The organism is Aestuariibius insulae (assembly GCF_040783535.2).
Lineage (GTDB): Bacteria > Pseudomonadota > Alphaproteobacteria > Rhodobacterales > Rhodobacteraceae > Aestuariibius > Aestuariibius insulae.
The window spans coordinates 281,011-294,783 of sequence record NZ_JBFONW020000003.1; the positions used below are offsets into that span (position 1 = coordinate 281,011).

A 13,773-nucleotide genomic window follows, 5' to 3' on the forward strand; every position below is an offset into this window, starting at 1 on the left:
GTGGTCCCGCCGATGAGGTCTTGGTGGAGATGAAGGGCGCTCATGCGCCCCTCCGGCAGTCGAAGAGCGGGATGCCGAGCTTGCGCGCCTTGTCCGCGAGGTTGTCGGTGATCCCCGTGCCCGGGAAGACGACGAGACCCACGGGCAGCGTGTCGAGGAGCACGTCGTTGCGCTTGAAGGGGGCGGCCTTGGCGTGGCGGCTCCAGTCGGGCTTGAAGGCTATCTGGGTGACGCCGCGATGCTCGGCCCATTTGGCGGCGATGAGTTCGGCGCCCTTCGGTGATCCGCCATGGAGGAGGACCATGTCGGTATGCTTGGCGTGGACCTTGTCGAGCATCGCCCAGATGCGCGTGTGGTCCTGGCAGTCCATGCCGCCGGCGAAGGCGATCTTCGTGCCCTCCGGGACCATGACGGTCGTGTCGCTGCGGCGCCTGGCGGCGAGGAAGTCGCGGCTGTCGATGGTGGCCGAGGTGAGATTGCGGTGGTTGACCCGTGAACCCGAGCGTGGACTCCAGGGCGAGCCCGTGAGGCGGAGATAATGGGCCGCGGCGCTGTCGCGGAACACCTCCAGGCTGTCGCGGCGTTCGATCAGCCCCTGGCCGATCTCGATGAGGGTCTCGAGTTCGACCGCCTTGACCTCGGAGCCGTCCTGCTCGCGTTGGCCGCGCTTCTGGGCCTGTTCGTTGTCGTCGAGCTTGCGTTTGGCCCGCGCGGCGGCGCGGTGGAACATGTTGACGGCCGACCAGAGGAGTTCGTTGAGATCGTTGTCGAGCGCGGTCTCGGCCAAAGCGGAGACGAGGAGGTCGAGGATCTCGGTGGCGATGCGGGCCGCGAGTTCGTCCTCGGGACAGTCGCGCGGATCGCGTTCGTGCGGCCCCGGGTGGTAGCCGTGGAGTTCGAGATCGGCGAGCACCTGGGCGGTGGCGGATTGGCCGGAATCGACGAGGTCGGGATGATCGGTCATGGTCTGGCTCCTTGGCGGTGGGACCGCGGCACCCGCGGCCTTCATGGCGCGGGAGAGCGGTGGGCGGGCCGGGCCTGCACCGCGCAAGGCGGATATCGGAATGTGATTGCCGCTTGCATGCGCGGCCGAAGCGCAGCGGAGGATGGCGGGGGCGGCTCTTTTGGCTCGCGATGCAAAGCGCGGGGCGCGGCCCCGCGCGGCGGAAAAGAGCCGTCCCCTGCCATTGCCGGACCGGCCCGGCTGCCGCAGACCCCGCCCTCTCGAAGGCCGGCGTTGCGGCTCTTCCCGGCGGTGGGAGGTGCCAGTCCTAGATCAGTCCCGGGATCGACGCGGCCGCTTCACTCCGCCGCCTCGGGATGTCCGCGTCCCGAGATCAGCCGCGCCAAGTCCTCGGGCGCGATCTGGGTGCGGAGGTAGGCCCGAAGCTCGTCCACGCCGAAGGCCATCAGGTCCTCATTGAAGTCCTCCCGCGCGGGCGTCAGCGCGATCGCCTCGACGCCGATCTCATTGGCTCGGTCGATCAGTGTCTGCGTCGCGGCCTCGCCGGCCGGATCGCGATCGCGGAGGACGTAGAGGCGCGTCAGGCCAGGCGGTATCTCGATGGCGGCGAGATGGGCGGCGGAGAGCGCGGCGATCCCGGGAAGATCGGGCAGCGCCTGTCGGACCGAGAGCACGGTCTCGAGGCCTTCGCCGACCATGAGCAGGTCCGAGGGCGTGTCGAACCGCACCCCGTGCCCGAGCAGTCGGCCCATGGCCCGCCGCGGCGTGTCGATCGGGGCCTTGCCGAGACGGCACTCGCTGAACCCTTTGGGATCGAGCCAGGTCCGGTGAGCGCCGGTGGTCGTGCCGGAGAGATCGGTGACGGCGGCGATCAGCGCAGGCCAGGTCTCGGTCGGAGAGGCGGAGTCGGGCTTGTAGAAGCAGCGGGGATGGAAGCGGAGCGCGTCCGTGCCGCGCAGATCGGTGAGGCCGCGGTTGGCCAGATAGCGCTCGGCCAGCGTGCCCCGGATCGGCTGCGCCATTCTGAAGAGCCGCCTTGCCGCCTCCGGCGATCCGGCCGGGGTCGACTGTCGCGGCGTCCGTGCGGGCGGGTCCGGTCGCGGCTGGCGGAGGAAGCGTCGCGCCTCTTCGGCCACATCGGCGAAACCGTGCAGCCCGCAGCGCGCCCGGATGATGTCGAGGAGATCGCCATGTTCGCCGGTCGCCGCGTCGGTCCATTTGCCCGCGGCGCCTTTGCCCGAACTCGGCCCGGTTAGGCGGACGAAGAGCGAGCGGCCGGGTTCGTTATCGAGATTGCCGACGAGCCAGTAGCTCCCTTGGCGCTTACCATTCGAGAGATATTCCCGGCAGACCGCCTCGGCCTCGCGCGCGAGGTCGGCCGCCAGGTCGGATGCGCTCTGCATGGATATGCCTCCCGCAAAGAAAAAGGCCCGCCGACGATGCGGCGGGCCCAGGGTGTGGACAGGGAAGGCGTTATTCCGCCGCTTGGAGCCCCTCGGTGGGCTCGTCGCCAGTCTCGTCCTCGGCAGGGTCCGCGTCGACACCCGGTTCGCCGTCCTCCGCCGCCGTTTCCTCGACGATCTCGAACGCCAGCGCATCCGGGCCTTCCGCAAGTGGCATCGTGCGCAGCGGCTGCGGGAGCCAGCCCGTGCCCGCCAGCAGCTCTTCCGCGGCTTCGACCATGTCGGGCTTCTTGAACCCCGCGATGCGGTCGGCGTACTTGTCGCCCTTTGCGTCGCGCACGGCCGCGAGGATCTGCGCCTTGGTCACGCGGCCGAGATAGTTGTCCGCCGTCGGCGTCCAGCCCGCTTTCACCATGTCGAGACCGAGCGTCGATGCCAGCACGTCGGCATGCGCGATCTGGCGCGGCTTACGATGATGCGGCTCCTGAACCGCGTTGACCGTCATCGCCACACAGTGCGCGAAGAGCGCATCACGGCTGTCGCTGTCCCACTCAATCAGTGCGTCCCACAGGTCTTCCGGTTGCTTCGGCAGGTTGCCTGCCCAGGTCTCGATCCCGAGATCGATCGACTGGACATAGGCAGCGTCGCCGAGGTTCGGGGCCTGTGATCCGAACTGTGTCGAATGCGGGGTGATCTCGGCACAGCTGTCCTGGCTATAATGGTAGAAGAGCTGAAGGACCATCGCATGCAGACACGCGAGCATCGCCAGCTGCGGATCGTTCGCGAGCGCGTCGCGCAGCGCCATCGTGCGATGGACGGTGAGTTCGCAGACGAGGCGGTCTGACAGAGGCTTGGTGCCGTCGTCATTCTCGTCTTCGTCGACCTCCTGTGACTCCGCGCCGTCTTCGTCGGTGACATTGGCGACGTCGGTGTCAGCCGATGTTTCGGCCTCGGTCTCGTCGGTTTCTTCGACCGGTTCGTCCTCGGGCCGGACATAGCCGCGTTCGACACGCAGCCCGCCGGAGCCGTCGATGCTGACGAACGCGCCAGCGATGGCGTAGTCCTCCGCCTCGAACCGGATCGGACGGGTCTGGAGCGCCTCCATCGCCGTCTCGATTTCGCCAAGGCGCGCGTCGATCTCTTCGGGGAGTTCATCCGCCTCGGCATAGTCGTCTTCGAGCGTGTCATACTCGGCCTTGAGCGCCTCGTAGGTCTTTTCTTCCTCCTCGCTCATCGGCTCGGCTTCGCCGCGAATGCGCCGCAGATCGTAGGTGTGGCCATAGGGGAAGTCGGCGCCGACCTCGATCCAATGCCAGCCTTCGGCGCGGATGGCCTCGGCGTCCTCCTTCAGCTTCTCGGTGACCATCGTCTCGAGCAAAGCCGCATCCTGCAGCCAGCCGCCATCGTCGGTCTGGAAGAGATCGCGCAGCACTTCGCCGCCTGCTTCGACATAATTGTCGAGGCCGACGAACTGCGCCCGCCGGTCGGAAGCGCGCACGGCACCTTCGGTCAGCATGCGGCGGATTTCATAGGGCTGCTTGTTGTAGTGCTGCTTGAGCGCGTCCCAGACCTGCTCCTGGCGTTCATGCTCGGGATTGACCGTGAAGGCCATGAGTTGGTCGAGGGTCATCTCCTCTTCGGCATAGGCGTCGAGCAATGTCGCCGAGACGGCGGCCAGCTTGAGACGCTGCTTGACGACGCCCACCGAGACGAAGAAGGCCGCGGCGATCTCCTCCTCGGACTTGCCCTTCTCGCGCATCGCCTGGAAGGCGCGAAACTGGTCGAGCGGATGGAGCGGTGCGCGCTGGATGTTCTCGGCGAGGCTGTCCTCCTCCGCGAGACCTTCGGTGCGTACGATGCAGGGCACGGGCGCGGTCTTGTTGAGCCGGCGTTGCTTCACGAGCAGCTCGAGCGCGCGGTAGCGGCGACCGCCGGCCGGGATTTCGAACATGCCGGTCTCCGCGCCATCTTCGTAGAGGACCGGCCGGACGGTCAGGCTCGCCAGGAGCGTGCGTTGGGCGATGTCCTCAGCCAACTCTTCGATCGAGACGCCGGCCTTGATCTGGCGGACATTGGACTGGCTGAGCACCAGCTTGTTGAAGGGGATGTCGCGCGAGGCGCTGAGGGTGATCTTCTGAGACTTCGTCATGGGATTTCTCCGCGACGGGCGGTCATGAGACTCTCTCTGACCTCCAGACCCGTCACGAAAACCACGGCCCACCTCTCCCTCTCCGGAAGCGATGGACCGTGGACGGACGGTTGGGACCGAAGCGGAACGAAGGACCTAGGCGGCGGCCTCCAGCAGCTTCTTGGCACGGGTCTCCATGGTGAGCCGCGCATCCTGCTGCGGCTTGGACCGGGCAACCGCGGTGATGCCCTGGACGAAGTCGAAGACACTCTCGGGTGGACGGCCTTCTTCGGCCAGCACGGCCTCGACGATCTTGCCGGTCTCGGCCTTCGAAAAGCCGCGCTTGCGCAGGAAATCGGTGCGGTCCTCGTCGCTGCGCGCAACGATCTGTTCGCGGGCCGCGCGGATGCCCTGGATGAAGGGCTGCGGCGAGGAGTCGGCGAAACTCGCCAGTGCCGGCGCTGCCTCATGCGCGAAGCGGTTCGCGGCGTATTTGGAATGGCGGATGCTTATCTCCTGGAAGTCCTCGACACCCCAGAGATTGCGGTTCTGGCAAACGGCGCGGAGATAGAAGCTCGCGATGCCGAGCGTCTTCGCCCCGACCTCCGAGTTCCAACAGTAGAAGCCGCGGAAGAAGAGATCGGGCGACCCGTCCGGCAGCGTCCCTGCCTCGATCGGGTTTCTGTCGTCGACCAGGAAGAGGAAGACGTCGCGGTCGGAGGCGTAGAGCGTGGTCGTGTCCTTCGTGACGTCGACCATCGGGTTGTAGACGCCCGTCGACCAGTCGAGCACGCCCGGCACCTTCCAGCGCGTGTCGCCAACGCCGTCGCCTGCGATGCGTTGGACGGCGGAGACGAGTTCATGGTCATAGATGCGGCCATAGTCCGGGCCGGTCACGGCGCGCAGCTCCGTGCGACCGTTCGCGACCTCCATCGTCTTCACCTGCTCGGCACGGTGGTTGGTGAGGCCATATTGGAGGTTGATGCCCGCGAGCGGCGCCGGGAGCTGACGCAGATAGGCGGCCGGCGTGCCTACGAGACTCGCGAGTTGGCCGAAGCTCCAATGGGTCGGTGCGACCGGCGCCTCGGCGTCCGGCAGGACGAGCGCGAGTTTCTCGGGATCGTCGCGATGGGCTTCGACGCGGATCGCCGCGCTCTCCACTGTTCGTGTTGTGCTCCGTTCGGCGCGGCCCTTCACCGAAGCGAAGAGGTCCGAGAGGGAGAGATACTTCTCATCGTCGGGCCGGGAAAACCATTCGGACGACACCCGCCCGTTATGCCCGCCACGGGACACATCCACCTTGTAGCCGCCGCTCTCGGGGTGTCCGTTCATGATCTCAATCGCTGTCATGGCTGATCTCCAGGACGGGCGGTCCGAGAGCCTCTCTCTCGACCTCCAAACCCGTCACGGCGACAGCCGCCCGTCTCTAACTCTTCCGCCGAAATCCGCGCGAGGGGACAGGTCATTGTGCGACTTGGCCCGGTTCACTCTGGACGGACGTCGACGCGGTGTGCAGCTTTTTGTTATAGGCGTCCTTCCAAGGAACGAAGCCGATGCTTGACGGAAAACCTGCGAAGATCGACCATTGCCGAGCTCCGGAGCGGCGAGGTTTGTCGCGGCGAGAAGCCGCCGAATACGTCGGCGTAGGCACTTCGAAGTTCGACCTCATGATCGGCGACGGACGCATGCCTCAACCGAAGCGGATCGATGGCCGTCGCGTATGGGATCGTCGCCAGATTGATCGCGCTTTCGAGCTGCTCGAAGGCGGATCGGCGCCGGAGGACAATCCATGGGATCTGTGAAACAATTAGCGGCATGAAGATGCGCCGCATGAAATACGTGGTCGAGGATACCGATCGGCATGGCAATGTCCGGATCTACTATCGGAGAAAAGGGCGTCCAAAAATACGCCTCCGCGGACCGATGGGATCGCCGGAGTTTCTCGCAGACTACCAGCGGGCGGCCTCCGGAAGGGCCCGCCCAAAGAAGACGTTATCAGCGGCGCGCCAGCCAAGTCAGGCTCGATCCCTGCGCTGGCTCTGCATGCAGTACTTCGGCTCGCCGATGTACAAGCAGCTCGATCCGTCAACCCGGCGTACGAGGCGCTCCATCCTCGAAAGATTCTGCGAGAACAATTCGGATGGCGACAAACCGTTCGCGAAGCTGCTGCCGCGACATGTGCGGGCCAGGCGTGATGCGATGCTGGCTACGCCGTCGGCGGCAAACACGATGATCAAGACGCTTCGTCAGCTCTTTCGGTTTGCCATCCGCTACGACCTGCATGACAGCAATCCGGCTGCGCCCGTGGAGTATCTGACGACGAGATCGGAAGGCTATCATTCCTGGACGCTCGATGAGATCGCGGCATACGAGGACGTCCACCCGCCTGGGACCATGGCGCGTTTGGCATTGGCGCTGGCGCTATACACCGGACAACGCCGCTCGGACATTGTCCGTTTCGGTTGGCGAAACCTGCGCGAGGACGATCGCGGCGTTCTCTGGCTGCTCTTCACGCAGCACAAAGGTCGCAACCGGCACCCGATCACTCTCGAAATTCCCCTAATTCCGGAGCTTCAGGAGCATCTGGCGAGTAATACGACCGGCAATGAGACGTTCCTCGTCAATGAGTACGGGCGCCCCTTCACCGCAGCCGGCTTCGGCAATCGGTTCCGCAAGTGGTGCGATGCGGCGGGCCTCGAAAATTGCTCGGTCCATGGCCTTCGCAAAGCCGCTGCCGCGCGGCTGGCTGAGCTCGGATGCAGTGAGTTCGAGATCATGGCGATCACCGGGCACCAGACCTCAAAGGAGGTCACGCGCTACACGCGCGGTGCGTCCCAGAAGCTGCGCGCCGCCAGTGCGTTCCGGAAGCTCACGGCCCCGGGTGTCGCGCCAAAAAGTGTCCCACTTTTGCAGGCTGTCCCATTGAGTGGGACACTTTTGCGCCCCAAATCGTTGAGAAAAAACGACAATTTTAGGAAATGGCAGCCCGTAGGGGAATCGAACCCCTCTTTCCAGGTTGAAAACCTGGCGTCCTAACCGATAGACGAACGGGCCACTCAAGTAGCGACCTATTAGGCAAAGGGTGTGCAGAGGGCAAGTGTCTTTTTGATCGATTCTGCATCACATCTGTGGGTTATGGTGCGTGGGAATGAGCGGCGTCTTCCAGCTTGAGCTGCACTCGTTCCCGATCGTTCCAGCGGTTGATCTCAAGACGACCAGCGAGATGAAAGGATGCACCGTCATGTGCGAGAAGGCCGGGACCGAGCGGCCCTGAAAATGCGCCAAAGGAGATCGCGTCTACCTGAGAGCCATCGCTTGCGCGTGCGGTCAGTTTAAGATGTCCGTCACCGACTTCCTTGGCGAAGGAGATCTGCAAACCCGGAAAGGCGAAACGGGGGGAGGGGGCTCCAGCGCCGAAGGGCCCTGCCTTGTCGAGGTCGTGGATGAGATCAAGCGTTGCTGCCGGGGGAGCGAGTGCTCCATCGAGGCGCAAGTCGGACGGACCAAGAAGACCAGCGCCCTGGCGGTCAAGTAGCTCTGACAGGCGGTCCATGGCCTGCGTCACGCGATCTCGGCTTACTGTAAGGCCAGCGGCCATCCGGTGTCCTCCGCCTTTTTCCAGAAGACCTTCGGCTGTCAGAGTTTGTATGGCAGCGCCCAGATCGATACCGGCGACCGATCGCCCGGATCCTTTGCCTTCTTCTCCATTGAAGCCGATGACGATCGCCGGACGGTTTGTCGCCTCTTTAAGGCGGGAGGCCACGATGCCCACGACGCCGGGATGCCACCCGTCCCCGATGGCCCAGACCAACGGTGCTTCCCGACCGCGGGCATCCGCCTGTGCCAAAGCTTCGGCGGACACTTGGGCCTCGATCTCGCGGCGTTCTGAATTGAGCTGATCCAGTCGTTCTGCCAGCGCTCCCGCCTCAGCGGGATCCGCTGTCGAAAGAAGGCGAGCGCCAAGATCTGCCGCGCCGATCCTGCCGCCTGCATTGATCCGGGGTCCGAAGACGTAGCCGAGATGATACGCATTCGGCGGTCCGTCTAGATTGGTTAGATCGCTCAGCGCGACGAGACCGAGCCTTTGCCGCCGGGCCATCACTGTCAATCCCTGACGGACGAAAGCCCGGTTCACGCCCTTGAGGGCTGCGACGTCCGCGACGGTGGCAAGAGCAACCAGGTCGAGGAGACCGAGCAAATCGGGCGGCTTATGATCGGCTTCGCGAAGCTGACGGTTTGCCTCGACCAGAACAAGAAAGACCACAGCGGCTGCGCAAAGGTGGCCCAAGAGCCCATCCTCGTCCTGCCGGTTCGGGTTCACGACGGCGAATGCGGAGGGCAGCGTCTCGCCGGCGAGGTGATGATCGATGACGACCACATCAGTCCCGGCTGCCGCTGCGATCGGATCATGGGATAAGGTTCCGCAATCGACGCACAGGATGATGTCGTGATCCTTGGCAAGTTGGCGCATCGCGGCGTCGTTTGGTCCGTATCCTTCGTCGATCCGGTCCGGCACATAGAGCGTGGCATCTTGTCCAAGCTCCCGAAGCCAGTGGATCAGAAGCGCCGCAGATGCCCCGCCATCCACATCGTAATCGGCAAAGATCGCAATCCGCTCACCCTTTGCAACTGCCGTGACAAGCCGTTCTGCCGCGCGTTCCGTGTCGCGAAGGGATCGCGGATTTGGCAGCAGATCCCGGAGAGCCGGAGAGAGATAGGCCGCCGCCTCTTCTGCCGGAATGCGGCGGCGTGCGAGGATCGTGCAAAGGGGCAGGCTGAACCCTGTCGCGTCCGCTATCGCTTGAGCAGCGCGATCCTGTTCAAGTGTCGGGCCGATCCATCGACGCCCAGTCAAAGAGCTTTCGACGCCGAGAAAGCTCAAGAGGTTGGATTGCGGTAGGTCATCCGGCGCACGGATCCGGTTTTGGAGCGCATCAGAATCGTTTCCGCCGTCAGATATCCAACCTCGCGGCGGATCCCAGGCACCAGAGAGCCATCGGTGACACCTGTTGCGGCAAAGATGACGTCCTCGGTCACCATGTCGTCCCGGGTATAGACCCGGTCGAAATTCGTGATCCCAGCCTTCTTCGCACGGTCTTTTTCATCCTCGTTGCGGAACAGAAGCTTTCCGAACATCTGGCCGCCCATGCATTTCAGGGCCGCTGCGGCAAGAACGCCTTCGGGCGCGCCGCCGGATCCCATATACATGTCGATCCCGGTCTTTTCGGGTTCCGCGCAATGCATCACTCCAGCCACGTCGCCATCCGTGATCAGTCGAATGGCCGCTCCGGTCTGGCGAAGCTCGCCGATCATGTCGTTGTGACGATCTCGCTCAAGCACACAAACGGTGATGTCCTCTGTCGAGCAGCCTTTGACGGAGGCAAGTGCCGAGACACGCTCGCTTGGTGACATGTCCAGCGTCACGACGCCTTGCCGGAAATCCGGACCTATGGCGAGCTTGTCCATATAGACATCGGGTGCGTGCAGCATCGATCCGCGCGGGCCCATTGCGATCACTGCGAGGGCATTGGGCATATCCTTGGCCGTCAGGGTTGTCCCCTCGAGCGGATCAAGCGCGATATCGACGGCGGGACCGCTGCCAGAGCCGACCTCCTCCCCGATATATAGCATGGGAGCCTCGTCCCGCTCGCCTTCACCGATGACAACGACGCCTTGGATATCGAGCCGGTTGAGCTGCGTGCGCATCGCGTCGACGGCAGCTTGGTCGGCGGCCTTTTCATCGCCGCGCCCGATCAGTTTGGCCGAGGCAAGCGCAGCGGCTTCGGAAACGCGGGCCAGCCCGAGGGACAGCATGCGATCATGAAATTCGACGGAAGAGGACATCGGGATATTCCTTTGTTGCGCGTCAGATAACTTCGATCCGCAGGGCGACGGGGGTTCCTTGCAGAACGCCGGTCGCCTCCATCGCAGACACCGCTTCATCAAGAGCGGTTCGGGTCGTCTTGTGGGTGACGATAAGAACAGGCGCCAATCGATCGGCATGGGCCATCTGCCGCATCCGATCGATCGATATGCCGCAATCCCCCAGAACTGTTGCGATTTTCGCCAACGCGCCTGGCTTGTCGAGCAGCGTCATGCGCAAATAGAACGGAGCCGGCGCGGCGGCGATGGCGGGGCGCGCGGCCCGAAGCGTATCCGCCGGTTGCCCAAATGTCGGGACCCGGTAACCCCGCGCAATATCGACAATATCGGAGAGGACTGCGCTTGCCGTGGGACCTTCGCCTGCTCCGGCTCCGCGCAGGACGATCTGTCCCGAGGCGTCTCCTTCGAAGATCACCATATTCGTCGCGCCCTGCAGTTGACCAAGCGGAGATCCCTTCGGGACGAGGCATGGCGACATTCGCTGCTCTAGGCCGCGACCCGTCAGCTTGGCCACGCCCAACAGCTTGATTTTGAAGCCCATATCCGCGGCATGACGAATATCGGCAATCTCGATACGCTCGATCCCCTCGATCGCGATACCGTCGAAATCGACCTGGGTTCCGAATGCGATCGAAGAAAGAAGCGCAAGCTTATGGCCAGCATCGATCCCGCCGACATCAAGGGTCGGGTCAGCTTCCAGGTAGCCAAGCTTGTCCGCCTCGGCGAAGACCTCTTCATAGGGCAGACCTTCGGCTTCCATCCGGGTGAGGATGTAGTTGCAGGTGCCATTCATAACGCCGATCACGCGGTCGATCTCATTGCCGGCTAAACCTTCGGTGAGCACCTTTATGCAAGGGATCCCCCCCGCTACGGCGGCCTCGAAGCGAAGAGACAGGCCAGCGGCCTCGGCCCGTTCCGCCAGTGGCTGACCCGACATCGCAAGAAGGGCCTTGTTGGCTGTGACGACATGTTTGCCGTTCTCAAGGGCAGCCTCGACCAAAGCCTTTGCAGGTCCGTCCTCTCCGCCGATCAGTTCGACGATGACATCCACGTCCGAGCGTGAGGCTAGGGAGACAGGGTCATCTTCCCATGTATACTCGTCAAGACTGACGCCCCGATCCTTGTTCTTTGACCTGGCCGAGACCGCAGAAATGACAATGTCACGGCCCGAGCGCTCCTTCAGGCGCTCGGCATGGGTTGTCAGAAGTTTGAGAACGCCAACACCAACCGTCCCCAATCCCGCAATACCAAGCCTGAGGGGAGTGGTCATGAAACTGTCCTGATCTGTCACCGTTTCGCTGCTGTTACCTTAGCGTCCAGCCTGCTGCAACGTGATCGCACGCACCATGCGGCGGCGCAGCGCCGGTTCGATCACCGGACGCGACAGACGTTCTGCGCGTGCCTGAAGGTCAGCGATCCGGCCTTCCAGCGTCATCGGCTGGTTCGTCCTCCAGTCGCCATCAACAGCGGACAGTAGGGGTGCGAGCGGAACAAGGTCAGGAAAGGCTGCAGATCGCGCCGTGTCGTCCAAGGTCCTGCTGAGATCCGGTGGACTAGCGCAGGCACAGAGGGACATGAGAAGAACAAGGAGTGGGCGCATGGATCCCGCGTTATCGAAGAACGGCGAGATTAGGCTTGCGAGAGGTTGGGGGCAAGGGCAGGCTACGGATTTGAACAGGTGTTCAATTCAGAGGGCAAGATGGGGCGGAAGACGGGATCCCATTCAGAGATAACAGGGCCGCGCGTCCGCGAGGCGGCATTGCGACTGATCGCTCAGCATGGCTTTGCGGCTGTCTCTATGCGGCAGATCGCGGCTGAGGTTGGGATTCAGGCCGGTGCTCTTTATAATTACACTCCTGACAAGCAAAGCCTTTTGTTTGATTTGATGCAATCTCACATGCATGAGCTGTTGGAGGCTCGAGAGGCAAGCCGGACGCGCGGAGATCCGCTGGAGCAACTTGAGGCCTTTGTGCGATTTCACATTCGCTTTCACTTGCCCCGGCAAAGGGCTGTCTTTGTCTCTTATATGGAGCTGCGTAACCTTGCCCCGGATAACTTTAGTAAAATCGAGCAGCTGCGTACCTGTTACGAAGGAGAACTGCAGGGGATTCTGGACGAAGGGCACCGTCTGGGTGACTTTGAGATATCGGATAGCAAGATTACGACACTGGCGATCATCGCGATGCTGACGGGCATCTGTAACTGGTATCGCGAGGACGGGCGCCTCTCTGCCGCCGAGATCGAGGCGGATTATTGGACGCTTGTTCGAAAGTCGGTCGGTATTGACGCGGCAGAACCGATGAGGCACCGCCGGGCGGTATGACGACCGAGCCCATCCTGACCCTTCACGCTTCTGCGCCCCGGCGTGCGATTGCCTGCCTGGTTGTGGGTTTTCTGGGACTCTTGCTGTTGAGCATCGCGTTCTTTCAACCCCCTGCACCGGTTCTGCAGTTTGTGCTTCTTGTCTTGGGTGCTGGCGCAATCTGGGCGGCCGAGACCATGCGCCGTGCGACGGCATTGGCGATAGTGCTGACGGAAGAGGGCTTGTTCGAAACGTCGGGTCGACGCATCGCTTCGATGGAAAATATCGTCGCTGTGCAACGCGGTCCCTTCGCGTTCAAGCCGTCGAATGGGTTCTCGATCGTGCTCGCGGAGAAAGGCCCTGGAGCCTGGGCTCCAGGGCTTTGGTGGCGGCTTGGACGCCGGGTCGGGATTGGCGGTGTCACCGCGAAGCCGGTCGCGACGGCCATGGCCGAGGAAATCAGCCGTCGGATCCGTCACTGATCCGAGGCGTTCTCGTCGTCGTCCTCGGCGACTGTCGGCTCGTCGGTTTCGACAGTTCCATCCGCAGGGGTTGCGGGACAGGACTCGTAGCAGACCCGTGGCGATCCACGTGGACTTACCGGAATGAATTCAGACAGCTCGAATGCGGGAAGGCCCACGTTAAAGAAGGGAGCATGATCCGTTTTTGTCTGAACCAGAATGAAGGTATCGTCGCTGGAAAGAATAGGAAGCTTGTCGGTGAGGTTTGGAATATCCGCATTCGTCAGCTCTTCCAGCCCGCCACGAGCCTTGGACCACTCCACCTCATATTCGTCATCGTCCTTATCATACGAGATCGTCGAGATTCGAAGCGCCGGCGGATTTTCAGACCGGGCCAAATACTGTTGAAGGGAGTACATCCCATCGATAAAGGATGCCCCGACTACGGATTCGCGGCTTACGACATCAGCTATCGTGTCGGCCATCCTCGTGTTTAATGTTTTTTGGCGGTAGGCGTCAAAGAAGATAAAGCAAGCGAGAAAACCCCAGGCCAGCAAGGGAAATATGATAAGCGTCTCGATTGAGATATTTCCGGCCTGTTCAGAGCGGAACTTTGCTAAGCTCTTTTTCAT

12 protein-coding genes, 1 tRNA gene and 1 pseudogene are annotated in these 13,773 nt (G+C 62.9%); 4 read left to right on the forward strand and 10 right to left on the reverse strand.

From position 1 onward, the window contains the following. Window positions 1-40: 40 nt before the first annotated feature. The 4 genes from AAD018_RS10430 to AAD018_RS10445 all read right to left on the reverse strand — a co-directional run bounded on the left by AAD018_RS10430 (window position 41) and on the right by AAD018_RS10445 (window position 5,845). On the reverse strand, window positions 41-964 hold the full coding sequence (locus AAD018_RS10430; protein WP_367315997.1) for a DUF2493 domain-containing protein: 924 nt from the start codon (window positions 962-964) through the stop codon (window positions 41-43). 338 nt (window positions 965-1,302) lie between these two features. Beyond that, window positions 1,303-2,367 carry a DUF7146 domain-containing protein gene (locus AAD018_RS10435; protein ID WP_459382420.1) on the reverse strand — a complete coding sequence of 355 codons (1,065 nt, stop codon included), beginning with the start codon at window positions 2,365-2,367 and terminating at the stop codon, window positions 1,303-1,305. Between the two features lie 70 nt (window positions 2,368-2,437). Further along, window positions 2,438-4,516, reverse strand: a complete 2,079-nt coding sequence (locus tag AAD018_RS10440) for a ParB/RepB/Spo0J family partition protein (RefSeq protein ID WP_367315999.1) — start codon at window positions 4,514-4,516, stop codon at window positions 2,438-2,440. A gap of 135 nt (window positions 4,517-4,651) precedes the next feature. Then, window positions 4,652-5,845 carry a DUF932 domain-containing protein gene (locus tag AAD018_RS10445; protein WP_367316000.1) on the reverse strand — a complete coding sequence of 398 codons (1,194 nt, stop codon included), beginning with the start codon at window positions 5,843-5,845 and terminating at the stop codon, window positions 4,652-4,654. Between the two features lie 203 nt (window positions 5,846-6,048). On the opposite strand from AAD018_RS10445, the gene AAD018_RS10450 reads away from it, so the two are divergent. Then, complete coding sequence (locus AAD018_RS10450; RefSeq protein WP_367316001.1) at window positions 6,049-6,297, forward strand: helix-turn-helix transcriptional regulator; 249 nt, start codon at window positions 6,049-6,051, stop codon at window positions 6,295-6,297. A 592-nt stretch (window positions 6,298-6,889) separates the two neighbouring features. Next, window positions 6,890-7,267 (forward strand): annotated as a pseudogene (locus tag AAD018_RS10455) (tyrosine-type recombinase/integrase); the annotation flags it as partial. Window positions 7,268-7,474: 207 nt separating this feature from the next. Here the strand turns inward: AAD018_RS10455 and AAD018_RS10460 are convergent. The 5 genes from AAD018_RS10460 to AAD018_RS10480 form a co-directional block, all read right to left on the reverse strand. After that, a tRNA-Glu gene (locus tag AAD018_RS10460) sits at window positions 7,475-7,549 on the reverse strand. Between the two features lie 79 nt (window positions 7,550-7,628). Further along, window positions 7,629-9,377 carry a single-stranded-DNA-specific exonuclease RecJ gene (recJ, locus tag AAD018_RS10465; protein WP_367316002.1) on the reverse strand — a complete coding sequence of 583 codons (1,749 nt, stop codon included), beginning with the start codon at window positions 9,375-9,377 and terminating at the stop codon, window positions 7,629-7,631. Continuing rightward, the gene (gene glpX, locus AAD018_RS10470) at window positions 9,374-10,339 is read right to left on the reverse strand and encodes a class II fructose-bisphosphatase (RefSeq protein ID WP_367316003.1); all 966 of its coding nucleotides are present in this window, start codon (window positions 10,337-10,339) and stop codon (window positions 9,374-9,376) included. The genes recJ and glpX overlap by 4 nt, the downstream gene beginning before the upstream one ends. Window positions 10,340-10,361: 22 nt before the next feature. Beyond that, window positions 10,362-11,648, reverse strand: coding sequence for a homoserine dehydrogenase (locus AAD018_RS10475; RefSeq protein WP_367316004.1), 1,287 nt, complete (start codon window positions 11,646-11,648; stop codon window positions 10,362-10,364). A 39-nt stretch (window positions 11,649-11,687) separates the two neighbouring features. Further along, on the reverse strand, window positions 11,688-11,909 hold the full coding sequence (locus AAD018_RS10480) for a hypothetical protein (protein WP_367316005.1): 222 nt from the start codon (window positions 11,907-11,909) through the stop codon (window positions 11,688-11,690). A gap of 168 nt (window positions 11,910-12,077) precedes the next feature. Between AAD018_RS10480 and AAD018_RS10485 the strand changes: the two genes are divergently transcribed. Both AAD018_RS10485 and AAD018_RS10490 read left to right on the forward strand, forming a co-directional pair. Continuing rightward, on the forward strand, window positions 12,078-12,701 hold the full coding sequence (locus AAD018_RS10485) for a TetR/AcrR family transcriptional regulator (RefSeq protein WP_367316006.1): 624 nt from the start codon (window positions 12,078-12,080) through the stop codon (window positions 12,699-12,701). Continuing rightward, the gene (locus AAD018_RS10490; protein WP_367316007.1) at window positions 12,698-13,162 is read left to right on the forward strand and encodes a hypothetical protein; all 465 of its coding nucleotides are present in this window, start codon (window positions 12,698-12,700) and stop codon (window positions 13,160-13,162) included. The genes AAD018_RS10485 and AAD018_RS10490 overlap by 4 nt, the downstream gene beginning before the upstream one ends. On the opposite strand, the gene AAD018_RS10495 is transcribed toward AAD018_RS10490, so the two are convergent. Further along, window positions 13,156-13,773, reverse strand: coding sequence for a TadE/TadG family type IV pilus assembly protein (locus tag AAD018_RS10495; protein WP_367316008.1), 618 nt, complete (start codon window positions 13,771-13,773; stop codon window positions 13,156-13,158). The genes AAD018_RS10490 and AAD018_RS10495 overlap by 7 nt on opposite strands.